Annotated in this window: 16 protein-coding genes; 10 read left to right on the top strand and 6 right to left on the bottom strand. The window is 70.2% G+C overall.

Going from position 1 to position 17,466, the window contains the following annotated elements; genetic code table 11:
- Positions 1 to 74 precede the first annotated feature (74 nt).
- The 9 genes from sucC to ITJ64_RS02395 all read left to right on the top strand — a co-directional run bounded on the left by sucC (position 75) and on the right by ITJ64_RS02395 (position 11,550).
- A complete protein-coding gene (sucC, locus tag ITJ64_RS02435; protein WP_194679230.1) occupies positions 75 to 1,247 on the top strand; it encodes an ADP-forming succinate--CoA ligase subunit beta in 1,173 nt (390 codons plus the stop codon).
- Positions 1,248 to 1,275: 28 nt separating this feature from the next.
- Positions 1,276 to 2,178 carry a succinate--CoA ligase subunit alpha gene (gene sucD, locus ITJ64_RS02430; protein ID WP_194679229.1) on the top strand — a complete coding sequence of 301 codons (903 nt, stop codon included), beginning with the start codon at positions 1,276 to 1,278 and terminating at the stop codon, positions 2,176 to 2,178.
- Between the two features lie 110 nt (positions 2,179 to 2,288).
- Positions 2,289 to 2,822: a hypothetical protein gene (locus tag ITJ64_RS02425; protein ID WP_194679228.1), complete on the top strand. Its 534-nt coding sequence runs from the start codon at positions 2,289 to 2,291 to the stop codon at positions 2,820 to 2,822.
- Positions 2,823 to 2,868: 46 nt separating this feature from the next.
- Positions 2,869 to 4,200 (top strand): DUF6350 family protein, encoded by a 1,332-nt coding sequence (locus ITJ64_RS02420; protein WP_194679227.1) that lies wholly within the window; start codon positions 2,869 to 2,871, stop codon positions 4,198 to 4,200.
- A 2-nt stretch (positions 4,201 to 4,202) separates the two neighbouring features.
- A complete protein-coding gene (gene purN, locus ITJ64_RS02415; protein WP_194679226.1) occupies positions 4,203 to 4,796 on the top strand; it encodes a phosphoribosylglycinamide formyltransferase in 594 nt (197 codons plus the stop codon).
- On the top strand, positions 4,793 to 6,451 hold the full coding sequence (gene purH, locus ITJ64_RS02410; protein WP_194679225.1) for a bifunctional phosphoribosylaminoimidazolecarboxamide formyltransferase/IMP cyclohydrolase: 1,659 nt from the start codon (positions 4,793 to 4,795) through the stop codon (positions 6,449 to 6,451). Before purN ends, purH begins: the two co-directional genes overlap by 4 nt.
- A 69-nt stretch (positions 6,452 to 6,520) precedes the next feature.
- Positions 6,521 to 7,726, top strand: a complete 1,206-nt coding sequence (gene ddaH, locus ITJ64_RS19180; RefSeq protein ID WP_194679224.1) for a dimethylargininase — start codon at positions 6,521 to 6,523, stop codon at positions 7,724 to 7,726.
- A 213-nt stretch (positions 7,727 to 7,939) separates the two neighbouring features.
- On the top strand, positions 7,940 to 9,739 hold the full coding sequence (locus tag ITJ64_RS02400) for an ABC transporter ATP-binding protein (protein WP_194679223.1): 1,800 nt from the start codon (positions 7,940 to 7,942) through the stop codon (positions 9,737 to 9,739).
- Positions 9,736 to 11,550: an ABC transporter ATP-binding protein gene (locus ITJ64_RS02395; RefSeq protein ID WP_194679222.1), complete on the top strand. Its 1,815-nt coding sequence runs from the start codon at positions 9,736 to 9,738 to the stop codon at positions 11,548 to 11,550. The genes ITJ64_RS02400 and ITJ64_RS02395 overlap by 4 nt, the downstream gene beginning before the upstream one ends.
- A 146-nt stretch (positions 11,551 to 11,696) precedes the next feature.
- On the opposite strand, the gene ITJ64_RS02390 is transcribed toward ITJ64_RS02395, so the two are convergent.
- Genes ITJ64_RS02390 through ITJ64_RS02375 form a run of 4 tightly spaced genes read right to left on the bottom strand, consistent with a single transcriptional unit; the run spans position 11,697 to position 14,349 of the window.
- Positions 11,697 to 13,082, bottom strand: coding sequence for an HNH endonuclease signature motif containing protein (locus ITJ64_RS02390; protein ID WP_194679221.1), 1,386 nt, complete (start codon positions 13,080 to 13,082; stop codon positions 11,697 to 11,699).
- Positions 13,083 to 13,131: 49 nt separating this feature from the next.
- Positions 13,132 to 13,512, bottom strand: coding sequence for a hypothetical protein (locus tag ITJ64_RS02385; RefSeq protein WP_194679220.1), 381 nt, complete (start codon positions 13,510 to 13,512; stop codon positions 13,132 to 13,134).
- 53 nt (positions 13,513 to 13,565) lie between these two features.
- Entirely contained in the window at positions 13,566 to 13,880 is a 315-nt protein-coding gene (locus tag ITJ64_RS02380; RefSeq protein WP_173183404.1) for an MGMT family protein, read from the bottom strand.
- Positions 13,881 to 13,896: 16 nt separating this feature from the next.
- On the bottom strand, positions 13,897 to 14,349 hold the full coding sequence (locus tag ITJ64_RS02375) for a GNAT family N-acetyltransferase (RefSeq protein WP_194679219.1): 453 nt from the start codon (positions 14,347 to 14,349) through the stop codon (positions 13,897 to 13,899).
- A 163-nt stretch (positions 14,350 to 14,512) separates the two neighbouring features.
- Between ITJ64_RS02375 and ITJ64_RS02370 the strand changes: the two genes are divergently transcribed.
- Positions 14,513 to 15,730: an NADP-dependent isocitrate dehydrogenase gene (locus ITJ64_RS02370; protein WP_173183406.1), complete on the top strand. Its 1,218-nt coding sequence runs from the start codon at positions 14,513 to 14,515 to the stop codon at positions 15,728 to 15,730.
- Between the two features lie 77 nt (positions 15,731 to 15,807).
- Here ITJ64_RS02370 and ITJ64_RS02365 read toward each other — a convergent pair whose 3' ends face one another.
- Both ITJ64_RS02365 and ITJ64_RS02360 read right to left on the bottom strand, forming a co-directional pair.
- On the bottom strand, positions 15,808 to 17,058 hold the full coding sequence (locus tag ITJ64_RS02365; protein ID WP_194679218.1) for an N-acetylglucosamine-6-phosphate deacetylase: 1,251 nt from the start codon (positions 17,056 to 17,058) through the stop codon (positions 15,808 to 15,810).
- Positions 17,055 to 17,408, bottom strand: a complete 354-nt coding sequence (locus ITJ64_RS02360; RefSeq protein WP_173183408.1) for a YrdB family protein — start codon at positions 17,406 to 17,408, stop codon at positions 17,055 to 17,057. Before ITJ64_RS02360 ends, ITJ64_RS02365 begins: the two co-directional genes overlap by 4 nt.
- Positions 17,409 to 17,466 lie beyond the last annotated feature (58 nt).

Here is a 17,466-nt window from a genome sequence, read left to right as displayed (position 1 = left end):
TGCCCTCCGTCGCGCCGTGAGTCATGTCCTGAGTGACTGCCAGGACGACGAGTTGAACGGATTGGAAGACCAGCGTGGATCTATTCGAATACCAGGCCAGAGACCTCTTCGAGAGCTACGGCGTGCCCGTGCTCCCCGGAATCGTCGCCGACACCCCTGAGGAGGTGCGCGCGGCGGCCGAGAAGCTCGGCGGCGTCACCGTCGTCAAGGCCCAGGTCAAGGTCGGCGGTCGCGGCAAGGCCGGCGGCGTCAAGGTGGCGAAGACGCCCGACGAGGCCGAAGAGGCGGCGAAGGCCATCCTCGGCCTCGACATCAAGGGCCACGTGGTCAAGCGCGTCATGATCGCCGGTGGCGCCCGGATCGCCGAGGAGTTCTACTTCTCGGTGCTGCTCGACCGAGCCAACCGCTCCTACCTCTCGCTGACGAGCTACGAGGGCGGCATGGAGATCGAGCAGCTCGCCGTCGAGCGCCCCGAGGCGCTCGCCCGCATCGAGGTCGACCCCATCGCGGGCATCGACCTCGAGACCGCGAAGGCGATCGCCGTGCAGGCGAACTTCCCGGCCGAGCTGGTCGACAAGGTCGCCCCCGTGTTCGTGAAGCTGTGGGAGGTCTACAAGGGCGAGGACGCCACGCTGGTCGAGGTGAACCCGCTGGTGCTCACCGAGGAGGACGAGATCATCGCGCTCGACGGCAAGGTGAGCCTCGACGAGAACGCCGACTTCCGTCACCCGGGCCACGAGGCCCTCGAAGACGCCGAGGCGGCCGACCCGCTCGAGGCCAAGGCCAAGAAGCTCGGCCTCAACTACGTCAAGCTCGACGGCCAGGTCGGCGTGATCGGCAACGGCGCGGGCCTCGTGATGTCGACGCTCGACGTGGTGAGCTATGCGGGTGAGAAGCACGACGGCGTGAAGCCGGCGAACTTCCTCGACATCGGCGGCGGAGCCTCGGCCCAGGTGATGGCCAACGGGCTCGACGTCATCCTCGGCGACGAGCAGGTCAAGAGCGTGTTCGTGAACGTCTTCGGCGGCATCACCGCGTGCGACGCGGTGGCCAACGGCATCGTCGGCGCCCTCGAGGTGCTCGGCGACACGGCGACCAAGCCGCTCGTGGTGCGGCTCGACGGCAACAAGGTCGAGGAGGGCCGCGCCATCCTCGAGAAGGCCGCGCACCCGCTGGTGACCCTGGCCCTGACGATGGACGACGGCGCCGACAAGGCCGCCGAGCTGGCCGCTGCGGCGAGCAAGTAAGCGGCGAGCGAAGTAGAGGACGAGAGACATGTCGATTTTTCTGAACAAGGATTCCAAGGTCATCGTGCAGGGCATCACCGGCGGTGAGGGCACCAAGCACACCGCCCTCATGCTGAAGGCCGGCACCCAGGTCGTCGGCGGTGTCAACGCCCGCAAGGCCGGCACCGTCGTCAACCACACCGACAAGGACGGCAACGCCGTCGAGCTGCCGGTCTTCGCCACGGTGAAGGAGGCCATCGAGGCCACCGGCGCCGACGTGTCGATCGCGTTCGTGCCCCCGGCCTTCTCGAAGGACGCGATCATCGAGGCCATCGACGCCGAGATCCCGCTGCTCGTCGTGATCACCGAGGGCATCCCGGTGCAGGACTCGGCCGAGGCCTGGGCCTACGCCAAGCAGAAGGGCAATACGACCCGCATCATCGGCCCGAACTGCCCCGGCATCATCACGCCCGGCGAGTCGCTGGTCGGCATCACCCCGGCGAACATCACCGGCAAGGGCCCGATCGGCCTCGTGTCGAAGTCGGGCACGCTGACCTACCAGATGATGTACGAGCTGCGTGACCTGGGCTTCTCGACCGCCATCGGCATCGGCGGCGACCCCATCATCGGCACGACGCACATCGACGCGCTCGCCGCGTTCGAGGCCGACCCCGAGACCAAGGCGATCGTGATGATCGGCGAGATCGGCGGCGACGCCGAGGAGCGCGCGGCCGACTTCATCAAGGCCAACGTCACCAAGCCGGTCGTCGGCTACGTCGCGGGCTTCACGGCTCCCGAGGGCAAGACGATGGGCCACGCGGGCGCCATCGTGTCCGGTTCGGCCGGCACCGCCCAGGCGAAGAAGGAGGCCCTCGAGGCCGCCGGCGTGCGCGTCGGCAAGACCCCGAGCGAGACCGCGGCACTGCTGCGCGAGGTCTACGCGGCCCTCTAGCCACGAGCCCCCTGCACGACGGCCCGTCCCTTCCCGGGGGCGGGCCGTCGTCGTCCCCGCCGACCTGCCAGAATGTGCACAACGACCCCGAGGCGATGAGGAGGCCGGCCGTGACCGACCACGACGCGACGACGGATGCTCCCGCCGCCCGATTGTCGCTGCGACGACGCCTGCGCCACGAACTGGTCACCCCCGAGTCGATCTACGGCACCATCATCGTGAGTGCCCTGATCGTGGTGGTCGACGACGGCGAGAGCGACTTCGACCTGATGGTCGGCGTCGCGAGCACGGTGCTCGTGTTCTGGCTCGCCCACGTCTTCGCCTTCACGGTGGCCCACCACGGCCGCCGGGGCGACACCCAGATCGGCGTCGGCGAGGCGCTCGGCCGCGCGCTCACCCACTCGACCGGGCTGCTGCTCGCAGCGGTGGTGCCGGTCGGGGTGCTGGGCCTCGGCGCCATCGGGGTCGTCGACGAGGTGTCGGCCTACCTGGCGTCGCTGTTCGTGGGCGTGATCGTGCTCTTCCTGCTCGGATTGCTCGCGTTCGTCGAGCGCGGCGCCCGCTGGTACTCCTGCCTCGCGGGCGGCATGGCGACGGCCCTGCTGGGCGTCGCCGTGATCGTGCTCAAAGCCGTCTTCCACTGAGCGTCGTCAGCTGATCGGCCGACCCTGCCGGTAGGCTCGGCTCCGCATGAATCGCCCAGCCACCGCCCTCCTCGCCGCCCTCGACGCGGTCATCGCCGTAGCCATCGGGGTGGGCATCCCGCTCATCCCGCTGACGATCCTCTGGGCCGCCCAGTTCGGTCTCGCCGTCGACTGGCTCGCGTTCTGGCGCGCGTCCGGCGACCTCTGGCTGCTCGGCAACGGCGTCGACCTGCTGCTCACGATCGACCCGGCGCTGGCGCTGAGACTCGGCGTCGCCGGGGCCGAACTGCCGTTCGAGATCGGCATCGCTCCGCTCGGACTCGCGGTGGTTACGGTGCTGCTCGGGCTGCGCTCCGGCCGCCGGCTCGGTCAGACGCCGTACCCGCTCACGGGAGCGACGGTCGGTGTCGTCTCGGTGGCCGCCCTCGCCCTTCTGGTCTCGCTGAGCGCCCGTGACGCGGCGGCGCTGCCCTCGGTGCCGCAGAGCATCCTCTTCCCCGCCGGGGTGTGGGCCATCGGCCTCGCGCTCGGCTACGCCACCGCGCAGCGGCGGGTCGCCTCGCTCGAGCTCGCGCAGGGCTCGGCGCCGCGGCAGGCGCTCGCCCGGCTCGTCGACCGCGTCGACGCCGGCGACCGGGCGCTCGCCGCGCTCGCCCTGCGGGCCGGCACCATCGCGGCCGCGGGCGTCGTCGGCTTCGCCGCGCTGGCGATGGCCGTTGTGCTGGTGGTCAACTTCAGCTCGATCGTGGGGCTGTACGAGAGCCTGCAGGCGGGCATCCTGGGCGGAGTGACGCTGACGCTCGGTCAGCTGGCGCTGCTGCCGAACATCGTGCTGTGGACCGCGGCGTGGTTCGTCGGCCCCGGCTTCGCGCTCGGCACCGGCAGCTCGGTGTCGCCGTTGGGCACCCAGCTCGGGCTCGTGCCCTCGCTGCCGGTGTTCGGCGCCCTCCCCGAGAGCACGCCGGTGTTCGCGTTCGTCGGCCTGCTGGTGCCGATCGTGATCGGCTTCGCCACCGCGGCCCTGCTGCGGCCGGTGTACCTCGACCACGTGCGCGGGTCGAGCCCGCGCGGCCGGATCGTGCGGCTCGCCGCGACGTCGGCCGGTGGGGGACTGGTGGGGGCGGGCATCCTGGCCCTGCTGACCCTGTGGGCCGGGGGAGCGGCCGGGCCCGGACGTCTCGCCGACGTCGGCGCCGACCCGGGAGCCGTGCTGCTCTGGGCGTTCGTCGAGCTCACCCTGGCGCTGCTGCTCGGCCTGCTCGGCGGGGCGTCCTGGCGCCCTGGCACCACCGCAGGGCGCCCCGGGGCCACCGCCGCGCGCCCCGGCACCACCGACAAGACGGCACGCGCCGCCCGCCCGCCTGCCGATACACTGTGACCGTGCTCTCCCTCCTGGTTCTGATCTCCGGAGGGGGCTCCAACCTCAGGGCCCTGCTCGAGGCCTGCCGCTCGGCCGACTACCCCGCGCACGTCATCGCCGTCGGCGCCGACACCGACGCCCCGGGGCTGGCCCACGCCGAGGAGTTCGGCGTTCCGACGTTCACCGTCATCCCCTCCTCGTTCGAGAACCGTGCCGCTTGGGGTGAGGAGCTGCTCGAGCAGATCGAGCGCTGGCAGCCCGACCTCGTGGTGTGCGCCGGCTTCATGCGCATCCTGCCGCCCGGGGTCGTCGCCGCCCTCACCCCGCGGCTGATCAACACCCACCCCGCCCTGCTGCCCGCCTTCCCCGGCGCCCATGCCGTGCGCGACGCGCTCGCCGCCGGCGCCCAGGTCACGGGGGTCACCGTGCACGTGATCGACGAGGGCGTCGACACCGGGCCCGTGATCGTGCAGCGCGAGGTCGCCGTGCGGCCGGGCGACACCGAGCACACCCTGCACGAACGCATCAAGACCGTCGAACGCGAGCTGCTGGTGCAGGCCGTGCTCGATATCGCCACCGCACGAGTCGATCTCGAGGAGACAGCAGCACGATGAGCGGACCGCAGCACGACCCGAGCCTCTACAGCCACCGCGACACCGTCCCGGTGCGCCGGGCACTGATCTCGGTCAGCGACAAGACCGGACTCGCCGACCTGGTGGGCGCGCTCGCCGCCTCGGGCGTCGAGATCGTCTCGACCGGCTCCACCGCCAAGGCCATCGCGGCCGAGGGCGTCGCGGTCACCGAGGTGAGCGAGATCACGGGCTTCCCCGAGTCGCTCGACGGCCGGGTGAAGACCCTGCACCCGGGCGTGCACGCGGGCATCCTCGCCGATCTGCGGCTCGAGTCGCACCGGCACCAGCTCGACGAGCTGGGCATCCGGCCGTTCGACCTCGTCGTGGTGAACCTCTACCCGTTCCGCGAGACGGTCGCCTCGGGCGCCGCTCCCGACACCGTGATCGAGCAGATCGACATCGGCGGCCCCGCCCTCGTGCGCGCCTCGGCGAAGAACTTCGCCAACGTCGCCATCGTGGTCTCGCCGAACCGCTACGACGACGTCATCGCCGCCGCGGCGACCGACGGCACCACCCTGTCGCTGCGTCGCGCGCTCGCCGCCGACGCCTTCGCGCACACCGCCTCCTACGACACCGCGGTGGCGGCCTGGTTCGCCGAGCAGCTGGGCGGCGGCGCGAGCGAGGCCCTGGCCGAGGCCGAACAGGCCGAGCAGAGCGAGACGGCGACGGATGCTCAGCCGGGCTTCCCCGACACCCTCCACGTCTCGGCGGCGAAGGCCTCCACCCTCCGCTACGGCGAGAACTCCCACCAGCAGGCAGCCGTCTACGCGCTCGAGGACGGACACGGCATCGCCCAGGCGACCCAGCTGCACGGCAAGGAGATGTCGTTCAACAACTACGTCGACGCCGACGCCGCCGTGCGCGCCGCCTACGACTTCGCCGAGCCGGCCGTCGCGATCATCAAGCACGCGAACCCGTGCGGCATCGCGGTCGCCGACGCGAGCGCGCCCGACCCGATCGCCAACGCCCACGCCAATGCGCACGCCTGCGACCCGCTCTCGGCGTTCGGCGGCGTCATCGCGGCGAACCGCACCGTCACCCTCGCCATGGCCGAGTCGGTGAAGGACATCTTCACCGAGGTGCTCATCGCCCCCGCCTTCGAGGGCGAGGCGCTCGAGGTGCTGAAGACCAAGAAGAACCTCCGTCTGCTCACGCTGCCCGAGGGCTTCGGGCGTGAGGCGCTCGAGTTGCGCCAGATCTCGGGCGGCTTCCTCGCGCAGACCCCCGACGGCTTCGAGGGCCTCGACACGGCGTCGTGGACGCTGGCCGCCGGTGAGCCCGCCGACGCGGCGACGCTCGCCGACCTCGAGTTCGCCTGGAAGGCCTGCCGCTCGGTGAAGTCGAACGCCATCCTGCTCGCCTCCGGCGGCGCCTCGGTCGGCGTCGGCATGGGCCAGGTCAACCGGGTCGACTCCTGCCGCCTCGCCGTCACCCGTGCCGGTGACCGCGCCGAGGGCTCGGTCGCGGCGTCCGACGCGTTCTTCCCCTTCGCCGACGGGGCCGAGATCCTGATCGCCGGCGGCGTGAAGGCGATCGTGCAGCCGGGCGGCTCGGTGCGCGACGCCGAGGTGATCGAAGCGGCCGAGAAGGCCGGTGTCACCATGTACTTCACGGGAGAGCGGCACTTCTTCCACTAGCCACCGCCTCGGGCGGCAGTCAGGCCGCTCGCCGAAAGCGTTCAGCCTCCGTCACCTAAGGTTCTCTGCATGACTTCGTTCCGCCTCCGGTCGCTCATCGCGTCGGTCGTCGCCGCTGCGGCGGTGGCCCTGATCGCGATCGTGGTCGCCGACCTCGCCTACTTCGTGGCCAACCAGCAGAACCCGCAGGTCTTCCCCGTCTACAGCGAGTACTTCCTGAACTCGACGCTGCTGCTGTTCGTGTTCACGGCGGTGTTCGGCCTGGTCGGGGCGTTCCGGCGCTGGTACACGGCGCTGATCGCGGGGGTCGTGTCGGGCGCGGTGGCCGCGCTCGTCGGCACCGGCATCTCGGCGCTGGTGGCGGGCGTGCCGTTCGGCGACATGATCGCCCCGCTCGTGGTCACGCTGGTGGGCAACAACCTGATCTTCGTGCTCGCGGCCGTTCTGGCGTCCGTGCTGCTGGCGCCGCGCATCCACTCGCGCATCGCGATCACCGAGCAGCAGGAGGTGCTGCGCAAGAAGTACGTGCTCGTGCGGCGCCCCGCCGAGAGCCTCGCCGACGGCATCGTCACGCACATCGAGCGCGAGAGCGTCGACGTCGACCTCGCCGAGGAGCAGTGGGAGGCCTACGTCGCCGCCCTCACCGGCGGCGGTTGGGAGCCCATCGAGGTGCCCGTCGCCGACGACCTCCCCGACTCCGTCTTCGTCGAGGACTCGGTGGTCATGTTCGGCGCCCTCGCGGTGCTCGCGAGCCCCGGCGCCGAGTCACGCGAGGGCGAGATCGCCGCGGTCGAGGAGAGCGTGCGCGCCCTCGGCCTCGAGGTCACCCGCATCGAGAAGCCCGGCACCCTCGACGGCGGCGACGTGCTCAAGGTCGGCATGACGGTCTTCGTCGGCAAGGGCGGCCGCACGAACGCCGAGGGCATCCGTCAGCTGCGCAAGCTGCTCGCTCCCCGCGGCTACTCCGTTGTCGCGGTGCCCGTCACCAAAGCGCTGCATCTGAAGAGCACCGTCACCGCGCTGCCCGACGGCACCGTGATCGGCTACCGCCCGCTCGTCGACGACCCGTTCGTCTACGACCGCTTCCTCGAGGTGCCCGAGCCGAGCGGGGCCCACGTCGTGGTGCTCTCCGACGACACGGTGCTCGTCTCCGCCTCGGCGCCCGAGTCGGTGCGGCTGATCGAGGGGCTCGGCTACCGCGTCATCGCCGTCGACATCTCCGAGTTCGAGAAGCTCGAGGGCTGCGTCACCTGCCTCTCGGTGCGCGTGCGCTGAGCCGCGCCTCTGCGCGGTCGACGATGATTCCGGATGCCCGGAACTGCGTCTTGCGCCCCGCCGAACCCCGGGGCTAGTCTGTAAGGCTGTCGCGACGCCGGAACCCCTGAGCGGGGGGGCGGCAATCCCTTCCCTGCCCATCGAGCGGGGGAATCAGCGCGCGCAGCGATGCGTTGTGTCACGAGCACGGCGCGCAGCAGACGAGGACGAGACATGCAGAACCAGAACGAGACGCGGCCCGCCGGAACGGTGGCGACGCTCGCGCGGCTGCGCCCCTACGCGGCGGCCGCCCTGCCGCGCATCTACACCGCGATGGTCGCGTCCCTCCTCGCCAGTCTCGTCGCGCTCGCCATCCCGCAGGTGCTGCAGTGGATGGTCGACGGGCCGCTCGCCGACGGCGACGCCTCCCAGGTCTGGGTCGCGGCCGGCATCGTGCTGGGTCTCGGCGTGCTCGAGGCCGTGCTGATCGGGCTGCGCCGCGCCCTGGTGCTCACGCCGGGAACGCACGTCGAGTCGCGCATGCGCAACGCGCTGTACGCCAAGCTGCAGGATCTGCCGGTGAACTTCCACGACCGCTGGCCCAGCGGTCAGCTGCTGTCGCGCGCCGTCAGCGACCTGAACCTCATCCGCCGCTGGTTGTCGTTCGGGCTGGTGCTGCTGGTGGTGAACGTGCTGACCCTCGTCGGCGGTCTGATCATCCTGATCGTCATGAACTGGGTGCTGGGGCTGATCTTCGCCGCCGCCGCGCTGCCGGTGATCGCCTACGGCTTCGCCTTCGAGCGCAAGTACTCCTCGGTGGCGCGCCGCAGCCAGGATCAGGCGGGTGACCTGGCGACGAGCGTCGAGGAGTCGGTGCACGGCATCCGGGTGCTGAAGGCCTTCGGGCGGTCGCGCTACGCGCTCAAGCGCTTCGAGTCGCAGGCCGAGGAGCTGCGCGGCACCGAGATCGAGAAGGCCAAGGCGATCGCGGGCATCTGGCTGTACCTGACGCTCATCCCCGACCTCGCCTTCGGGGTCTGCCTCGTGGTCGGCGTGTGGCTGGCCTCGGTGGGGCAGTCGTCGGTGGGCGAGCTGGTCGCGTTCTTCGCCACGGGCACGGTGCTGCTGTTCCCGATCTGGTCGATGGGCTACTTCCTCGCCATGACGCTCGACGCCAAGACGGCGACGCTGCGCTTCTTCGAGGTGATGGATGCGCCGAACACCATCCGCGACCCGGCGACTCCCGCGACCATCGAGGGTGGCGCCGGCGAGCTGCGCTTCGACGACGTGCACTTCCGCTACCAGGACTCCCCGGAGTCGTTCCCCGACCTGGTCGACGGGGTCTCGCTCATGGTGCGACCCGGTGAGACCATGGCGCTCGTCGGGCTGACCGGCTCGGGCAAGTCGACGCTGACGGCGCTGACCACCCGGCTCTACGACGTGACCGGGGGAGCGGTGCGGGTCGACGGCGTCGACGTGCGCGACCTCACCCGGGAGGAGCTGCGCTCGCGCGTGGCGATGGCCTTCGAGGAGGCCACGCTGTTCAGCAAGACCGTGCGCGAGAACGTGCTGCTCGGGCGGCCCGACGCGTCGGACGCCGAGCTGCGCGAAGCGCTCGACATCGCGCAGGCGTCGTTCGTCGACGAGCTGCCGCACGGGCTCGACACCAAGGTGGGCGAGGAGGGGCTCAGCCTCTCAGGCGGTCAGCGGCAGCGGCTCGCGCTCGCGCGGGCGATCGCGGCCAAGCCGAGCGTGCTCGTGCTCGATGACCCGCTGTCGGCGCTCGACGTCGACACCGAGGCGCTGGTCGAGGCGGCGCTCCGCCGGGTGCTGGCCACGACGACCGCGCTGATCGTGGCGCACCGTCCGTCGACGGTCGCGCTCGCCGACCGGGTCGCCCTGCTAGAGGACGGCCGCATCACCGCCGTCGGCACCCACTCCGAACTGCTCGCCACGAGCGAGCACTACCGCTTCGTGATCTCGAGCCTCGAGGCCGAGACCCGCGACGAACTCTCCGAGGAGGTGAGCTCATGAGCGACCAGTCCGTGCAGGGCGTCGAGGGCGAAGAGCGCGACGACCTGAACAAGGCCGAGAGCCGGCAGATCCGGGCACGGTCGGTTCGGCTCCTGGGTTCGCTCGTGCATCCGATGCGCGGCAAGCTGGCGCTCGCCGTGGTGGTCGTCGTGATCAGCACGATCTCGCAGGTCGCGGGCCCGTCGATCATCGCCTACGGCATCGACACCGGGCTGCCCGCCCTGCTCGCGCAGGACTGGATGCCCGTCGCGCTCGCCGGCCTCGCGTACCTGCTGGCCGGCGTCACCGGAGCCCTGCTGATCGCCTGGTTCACGATCCTCTCCGCACGCATCAGCCAGGCCATCCTGTTCGACCTGCGCCGCCGGGTGTTCCTGCACACCCAGCGGCTGAGCCTGGAGTTCCACGAGAGCTACACCTCGGGGCGCATCATCTCGCGGCAGACGAGCGACCTCGACGCCATCCGCGAGCTGCTCGACTCGGGCATCAACCAGCTGGTGCAGGGCGTGCTGTACATGCTCTTCACCGCGATCGCGCTGTTCCTGCTCGACGTCGAGTCGGGCTTCATCCTGCTCGCCTCGCTGGTGCCGCTGCTCGTGCTCACGCGGTGGTTCCAGCTGCGCTCGCAGCGGCTCTACCGCCGCACCCGCGTGGCGTCGGCGCGGTTGATCGTGCAGTTCGTCGAGACGATGACGGGCATCCGCGCGGTCAAGGCGTTCCGCACCGAGAAGCGCAACGAGGACGAGTTCGGCGAGCTGGTGGAGCACTACCGCGAGTCGAACGCGAAGGTCATCCGCCTGTTCGGCGTCTACGACCCGGGACTCGTGCTGATCGGCAACGTGGCGGTCGCGGTCGTGCTGCTCGTCGGCGGCTTCCGGGTGATCGACGGCGGGCTCGAGATCGGTGTGCTGCTGGCCGCCGTGCTCTACACGCGCCGCTTCTTCGACCCGATGGAGGACATGGCGATGTTCTACAACGGCTACCAGAGCGCCACGGCGGCTCTCGAGAAGATCTCCGGTGTGCTCGAGGAGCGGCCGAGCGTCGCCGACCCCGAGAAGCCGGTCGACCTCTGGCACTCCGCGGGGCACGTGGCGTTCGAGGGCGTCGAGTTCGGCTACACGGCGGATCGCCCCATCCTGCCGCACTTCGACCTCGACATCCCGGCCGGGCAGACCATCGCGCTCGTCGGGTCGACGGGTGCGGGCAAGACCACGCTCGCCAAGCTGATCTCGCGCTTCTACGACCCCAGCGCCGGTCGCGTGACGCTCGACGGCATCGACCTTCGAGACCTCCACCCGAAAGACCTTCGTCGCGCCATCGTCATGGTCACCCAGGAGGCCTACCTGTTTTCGGGCACGGTCGCCGACAACATCGCGATCGGCAAGCCCGACGCGAGCCGCGACGAGATCATCGCCGCGGCGCGTGCGGTCGGCGCGGCCGGCTTCATCGAGGGCCTGCCGAACGGCTACGAGACCGACGTCAACAAGCGTGGCGGCCGCGTCTCGGCGGGGCAGCGTCAGCTGATCTCGTTCGCGCGGGCGTTCCTCGCCGACCCGGCGGTGCTCATCCTCGACGAGGCGACGGCATCGCTCGACATCCCGAGCGAGCGCCTGGTTCAGGATGCGCTGCAGACCCTGCTCGCCGACCGCACCGCGGTCATCATCGCCCACCGCCTGTCGACGGTCTCGATCGCCGACCGCGTGCTGGTGATGGAGAAGGGCCGCATCGTCGAGGACGGCACCCCCGCGGAGCTCATCGCCGGCGACGGACGCTTCTCGCAGCTGCATGCCTCCTGGCGCAGCTCTTTGGTCTAGCCGCAGACAACCGGTCTGGTCGTGTCGATCCCAACCGATGCGGCCGTGACCAACCCATCCATGTCCATCGTGGGCAAGCGCGTCAGCGCGCGGCAGCCGGGTGTGCTGCCGCGCGCTTCGCGCTTGCCTACGGATGCGGTGGCTGGCTAAGCGGCGGGTCGCTGGATGGTGCGTCGGCGGGTGGTCGGGATCGGCTTCTGTTCCGTGTCGACCCATCTCGGCGGAATCAGGTGAGGGGTGCCCTCGCGCATGGTCAGTTTCCATGGTGATTTGTGCAGGTGGGAATGGTGGAAGTGGCAGAGCAGGACGCCATTGTCGATATCGGTGCGTCCGGGCGGATGATCGTCCGACACCCACTCGTTCGCGTGATGTGTCTCGCAGAATGACGGTGGTCGGTCGCAGCTGGGCCACACGCATCCGCCGTCCCGAGCAGCGAGGGCCCGGTTCTGCGCCGCGGTGAAGAGCCGCTTCGCCTTGCCGTGATAGAGCACCTCGCCCTTGTCGCCGAACAGTGTGGTGGCGACGGGTGATGAGCACCGGAGCTGCTCGACGGTTGAGGCGGGGACGGGCTGGTCGATGCCGTCGATCCATCCGACGCCGCGGCCCTTCTCGAGATCGTCGAGGGTCATGTGGACGTTCACGGTGGCGATCGCCCCGTTGATGCGGGGCATGTCTTCGGCGCCGGCAGCGCGAGCGATGAGCTCAGTCACCGTGTCGGCGTTCTTCTGTGCCTGGGTGCGGCCGTCGGCGGTCGTGTATTCGTCTCCATCGACGAACCGCGGCCCGGCCACGCGCGGGCTCTGCATCGCCCGGATGCTTGCAGACCACACTCCGCCCTGCTCGGGCGTGAGCGCGAACTTCCCCCGATACATCCCATCCGCCGATTGCGTGATCGTCAGTGATCGCTGCATCTGCAGCACCTCGTCGCGAGGCTCCGCACCGTCGGGGTCGAGCACCTCGCGCAGATGAATTGCGGCCCTGAACGTCTCGTCGGCAGACAGCCGGCACGAGATGGTCTGGTCGACGAGGGTCTCCTCGGCGACGGTGACGACATCGGCTGAGCATCCGCGGTCGGCGAGCACGGTGCACTGCTTGACGATGGCCGACGCTGCTTCAACGCCGAGCGCACCTTCCCGCAGCCTTTGGGTGACGAGCGGGAACGGGGCCGGGCCCTCGCCGCCGCCCAGCAGCACGGCACCCCGGAGCGTGCGGCCGAAGTCGAGGCGCGACTTGCACTCGCGTGCCGACGCACCCGTGACGTGTGAGAGCAGCTTCACGGGGCTGGTGAAGTTCTGCGACCGGCTCAGGCCCTCATCGCCGAGCTCGGTGCGAGACCGCATGCTGATCTCTCCGGCGAGCCGCACCTGCTGGGCCAGCATCGCGCGCACCACGGCTTCGCCAACGGCAACGATCTCGAGCAGCTCGTCATCGGTCAAGCCGGCCTCGTGCGAGGCATGATCGCCACCGTGATCACCACCGCCATCGCCGCAGAGATCGGTGACGATCTCGGAGAGGCGAGCGGCTGAAAGCATACTGAGATTCTATCAGAAAGAGCTGATGAAATCTCGTTTTAGTGCAGGTTTACGGAGTCCAGGCGAAGTACTGCGAGCCGTACATGAAGACGATGTGCCAGCCGTCCTGGCAGGTGGCCTCGTTGACCGGGAGGTTCTGGGGCCACCAGGTGTCCTGCATCGGAGGTGCGTTGTCGATGATCGACGCGTCACAGGGGCCGCCGATGGGCTCGGGAGCCGGGTCGCCGAACTGCATGATCTTGGCGCCGGTCTCGGAGTTCTCCTTGATGCGGATGAGCGTCGCGTCATCCGGCACCCAGCTCGGGATGTCGATGGTGGCGTCGGAGCCTCGGGCCTCGGTGATCGTCGGGTAGAGCTGGGATTCGATCGGCGGGGTGATCGCATTGGCGAGCGTGCAGCCCGACAGCGCCGCTGCGAGGCCCGTGGCCATGACCGCAGCGAGGAGAGCGCGTCTTTTCATCTGCTGTGGGAGGTCCTTCCGAGTCAGGCGGCCGGGTGCGACGGCCGCCACCGTGCTACAGCGTACTCGACGGCGTAGCCCGGTTCCCGCGAGATCACCCGGAGCGGGGTTCCCTCCGCTTCGTAGTGCTCGCGGGCCCGCTGCTCGTGCCCGACCGGGGGGAGTCCGCCGGAACGCACTACTCTCCACCACGGGTGGCTGCCGCCGGACATCCGGAGCGTCGTGCCGACGGCCCGTGCCGCGCGGGAGCCGAGCAGGGCGGCGACGTCGCCGTAGCTCAGCACCTGCCCGGGCGGGATGGAGTCGACGACCTCGAGGACGTCGTCGGCGAAGGCCACCGTGACGCGGCTGCCGTCAGAGCTCGAGGGCCGCGACGGTCTCGCCGTAAGGGGTCTCGCCGTAGGGCGTGAAGCCGATCTTCTCGAAGAAGGCGGCCGGGCCGGCCTCGCCGGGCTCGTAGATGACGGTGATGCGCTCGAGCCCGCGGCGGCGGGCCTCGTCGGCGACCGCCAGCACGGCGAAGCGGCCCACGCCGTGCCCCTGGGCGTCGGCGGCAACGTTGATGCGCCAGATGCAGGCCTTGAACTCGTCTTCATGCGCATCGGGGTCGAAGTTGCCCATGATGAAGCCGACGACCTCGTCGTCTTCGAGCACCACGCGCGGCCAGGCGGTGGCCGGGTTCACGTACGCCTCGGCGATCGAGTGCGAGACGGGGGCGACGAACTGCTCCTGCCCCGGCTTGAGCGACAGGGTGTTCGCCGCGACGATGTTGGATGCCGCAAGCTCTTCGAGCCTCAGTTCACTCATGCGATCAGGGTATCGGGTGGCGGGCGCGGGGCGCCAGCCTGGGCGGGCGGGGGCGCGAGGGAGAGGGCGGTACGAGCATCCGGAACTATCTCGACGTCGAGATATCTCGAGGATCGCGTAAACTGGTGAGCGGCCCATTTCCGGCGGCTGATGAGGAGCTGAATTGTCCAAGATCAAGGTTGAAGGCACGGTCGTCGAACTCGACGGCGACGAGATGACCCGCATCATCTGGCAGGCCATCAAAGACACGCTGATCCACCCGTACCTCGATGTGAACCTCGAGTACTACGACCTCGGCATCGAGCACCGCGACGCCACCGACGACCAGGTGACGATCGACGCGGCGCATGCCATCCAGAAGCACGGTGTCGGCGTCAAGTGCGCCACCATCACCCCCGACGAGGCTCGCGTCGAGGAGTTCGGCCTGAAGAAGATGTGGAAGTCGCCGAACGGCACGATCCGCAACATCCTCGGCGGCGTCATCTTCCGCGAGCCGATCATCATCTCGAACATCCCGCGCCTGGTGCCGGGCTGGAACAAGCCGATCATCATCGGCCGTCACGCCTTCGGCGACCAGTACCGCGCCACCGACTTCGTCTTCAAGGGCAAGGGCAAGCTCACGGTCGAGTTCACCCCCGAAGACGGCTCCGAGCCGATGAAGTTCGAGGTCTACGACGCCCCCGACGACGGCATCGCGCAGGTGCAGTACAACCAGGACGCCTCGATCCGCGACTTCGCGCGCGCCTCGCTGAACTACGGCCTGACCCGCAACTACCCGGTCTACCTCTCGACGAAGAACACCATCCTGAAGGCCTACGACGGTCGCTTCAAGGACATCTTCCAGGAGATCTTCGACACGGAGTTCAAGGAGCAGTTCGAGGCCGCCGGCCTCACCTACGAGCACCGCCTCATCGACGACATGGTCGCCTCGGCCATGAAGTGGGAGGGCGGCTACGTCTGGGCCTGCAAGAACTACGACGGCGACGTGCAGAGCGACACCGTGGCGCAGGGCTTCGGCTCGCTGGGCCTCATGACCTCTGTGCTGGCCACGCCCGACGGCAAGGTCGTCGAGGCCGAGGCGGCGCACGGCACGGTCACGCGGCACTACCGCCAGCACCAGGCCGGCAAGCCGACCTCGACCAACCCGATCGCCTCGATCTTCGCCTGGACCCGTGGGCTCGCCCACCGCGGCAAGCTCGACGGCAACCAGGAGCTGATCGACTTCTCGCTGGCCCTCGAAGACGTCGTGATCAAGACGGTCGAGTCGGGCAAGATGACGAAGGACCTGGCGCTGCTCGTCGGCCCCGACCAGCCGTACCAGACGACCGAGGAGTTCCTCGCGACGCTCGACGCGAACCTGCAGGAGCGCATGGCGGCCTAGCCTCCGCGCCTCTCGCGACGGCCCTCACCCTCCGGGGTGGGGGCCGTCGTCGTTCGCCGGTGGGCGTGGAGTCGGGTTCAGGGGAGGGGGCGGCCGGCGGCCCAGACGTGGGTGACCTCGAAGGTGGGGGTGAGGAGGACGAGGTCGGCCGCGTGGCCTGCGGTGAGGCGGCCCAGGTCGGGGCGGCCGAGCACGCGGGCGGGGGTCGCCGTGAGGGCGGTGACTGCCGCGACGGGGTCGACGCCGGCCGCGAGGGCGGTGCGCAGGGCTGCGTCCTGGGTCAGGGTCGAGCCTGCGATGGTGGGGGCGACGGATGCTCGGCCCGCACCCTCCGCGGAGGTACCGGTCGCGGCGGCGGCGGCGTGCGGGGTGCTGGCGGGGTCGGTGGCGGCGGCGGCCGGGGCGTCCGTGGGGGTGAGGGTCGCGACGCCGTCGCGGACCGTGACCGGGAGGGTGCCGAGGTGGTAGGCGCCGTCGGGTGCGCCGGCCGCCGCCATCGCGTCGGTGACGAGGGCGATGCGCCAGGGGGCCGCCGCGAAGGCGAGCGCCAGCACCGCCGGGTGCACGTGCACGCCGTCGGCGATGAGCTCGAGGGTGATGCGGGGGTCGTCGAGGGCGGCGGTGACCGGTCCGGGGTCGCGGTGGTGGATGCCCGGCATCGCGTTGAAGGCGTGGGTGAGCAGGGTGGCGCCGCGGTCGAAGGCCTCGCGGGTGAGGTCGTAGCCCGCATCCGTGTGCCCGATCGCGACGACGGTGCCGGCCGAGACGAAGGTGTCGATCGCCTCGAGGGCGCCGGGGAGCTCGGGGGCGATGGTGATCTGCACGAGCCGGCCCTCGGAGGCCTCGAGCAGCTGCTTCAGCACGTGGTGCGTGGGCACGCCGAGGAAGTCGACGTCGTGCGCGCCCTTGCGGGACGGGGCGAGGAACGGGCCCTCGAGGTGCGAGCCGAGCACGAGCGGGTCGTCGGCGGCGATGCGGGCGATCGCGTCGAGCGAGGCGGTGAGCACGTGCGGCGGGTTGGCGACGAGCGAGATGACCGAGCGGGTGGTGCCGTGGGCGCGGTGCACGGCGAGTGCCGAGCGGATGGCGTCGGCTCCGTCGTCGAACGAGAAGCCGCCGCCGCCGTGCGCGTGCAGGTCGATGAGGCCGGGCGTCAGCCAGGCCCCACCGGCGTCGAGCACGTCGGCGTCGGGCGGCACCACACCGGGCGCGCGCCACGAGTCGCCCGTACCCGTGGCGACGATCGTCGGGCCCGCGGTGAGCAGCCAGAAGTCGTCCACGATGCCGTCGGCGTCGAGCTTGCGGGCGCCGTGGACGAGCACGCTCATTGCAGGTTCCGCCGGCCGGCCACGACTCCGCTGGCCACCGCCACGAGTCCGAAGACGAGTGCGACGAGCGGCTGCCCCAGCATCAGCCAGGCGAGCGCCGCCGAGCCCAGCAGCACGATCTCGACCAGCGCGCGGCCGAAGGCGTCGATGTGGATGACGGCCTTGGGCGAGAGGAAGAACGCCCAGATGAGGATGGCGAAGAGGGGAGTGGCGATGCCGAGCCCCAGGTTCCACGGGAAGGGCCAGGCCACGAAGCCCCAGAAGCCGAAGGTGAAGAAGGCGAACAGCTCGACGAGCAGGCGGACGACATCGTTCACGCGGATACGGGGCTGGGCGGGGACATCGGACACACAGCAATGCTAGACGCCCGTGTTTCGGGTTTGTAAAGATCGCGAACGAATCGGACGA

Origin of the sequence: Herbiconiux sp. VKM Ac-1786, from assembly GCF_015350805.1 — a bacterium.
In the GTDB taxonomy this organism is placed as follows: Bacteria; Actinomycetota; Actinomycetes; order Actinomycetales; family Microbacteriaceae; genus Herbiconiux.
Note: the sequence above shows the minus strand (reverse complement) of the source record. Positions and strands in the feature narration are given on the sequence as shown.

Excerpts from the sequence above, each read along its gene's own strand:
- sucD (WP_194679229.1), top strand. The coding sequence starts at position 1,276 with ATGTCGATTTTTCTGAACAAGGATTCCAAGGTCATCGTGCAGGGCATC.
- ITJ64_RS02395 (WP_194679222.1), top strand. The coding sequence starts at position 9,736 with ATGAGCGACCAGTCCGTGCAGGGCGTCGAGGGCGAAGAGCGCGACGAC.
- ITJ64_RS02400 (WP_194679223.1), top strand. The coding sequence starts at position 7,940 with ATGCAGAACCAGAACGAGACGCGGCCCGCCGGAACGGTGGCGACGCTC.
- ITJ64_RS02375 (WP_194679219.1), bottom strand. The coding sequence starts at position 14,349 with ATGAGTGAACTGAGGCTCGAAGAGCTTGCGGCATCCAACATCGTCGCG.
- ITJ64_RS02365 (WP_194679218.1), bottom strand. The coding sequence starts at position 17,058 with ATGAGCGTGCTCGTCCACGGCGCCCGCAAGCTCGACGCCGACGGCATC.
- ITJ64_RS02420 (WP_194679227.1), top strand. The coding sequence starts at position 2,869 with ATGAATCGCCCAGCCACCGCCCTCCTCGCCGCCCTCGACGCGGTCATC.
- ITJ64_RS02390 (WP_194679221.1), bottom strand. The coding sequence starts at position 13,082 with ATGCTTTCAGCCGCTCGCCTCTCCGAGATCGTCACCGATCTCTGCGGC.
- purH (WP_194679225.1), top strand. The coding sequence starts at position 4,793 with ATGAGCGGACCGCAGCACGACCCGAGCCTCTACAGCCACCGCGACACC.
- ddaH (WP_194679224.1), top strand. The coding sequence starts at position 6,521 with ATGACTTCGTTCCGCCTCCGGTCGCTCATCGCGTCGGTCGTCGCCGCT.
- ITJ64_RS02385 (WP_194679220.1), bottom strand. The coding sequence starts at position 13,512 with ATGGCCACGGGCCTCGCAGCGGCGCTGTCGGGCTGCACGCTCGCCAAT.